The organism is Shewanella electrica, from assembly GCF_022321485.1.
GTDB classification, from domain to species: Bacteria; Pseudomonadota; Gammaproteobacteria; order Enterobacterales; family Shewanellaceae; genus Shewanella; species Shewanella electrica.
In genome coordinates this window covers 1-276 of the sequence record NZ_JAKOGG010000223.1, presented here as the reverse complement: position 1 = coordinate 276, position 276 = coordinate 1, and the positions used below count along the sequence as shown (strand labels likewise).

Sequence of the window (276 nt, the reverse complement as noted above, 5' to 3'; positions counted from 1 at the left end):
AATCTATGTCTGATACCGAACAACTGCCCCTTTTTAGTGAGCTTGGACTGGCCGCGCCTGTATTGAAAGCGCTGCAGGACGTGGGCTATGAGCGCCCGTCACCGATCCAGGCCGCAGCAATTCCCCACCTGATGGCGGGACACGATCTGCTGGGGCAGGCGCAAACCGGTACAGGGAAGACCGCTGCTTTTGCCTTGCCTCTGTTGTCTCGTCTGGAAGCTGGTAACCGCAACACCCAGATTCTGGTGCTGGCGCCTACCCGCGAACTGGCGCTGC

At 59.8% G+C, this 276-nt stretch carries 1 protein-coding gene; it reads left to right on the top strand.

Going from position 1 to position 276, the window contains the following annotated elements; all coding sequences use genetic code 11:
• Positions 1-5: 5 nt before the first annotated feature.
• The coding region (locus tag L9G74_RS20450; protein WP_238898600.1) for a DEAD/DEAH box helicase at positions 6-276 on the top strand (271 nt) is incomplete at its 3' end.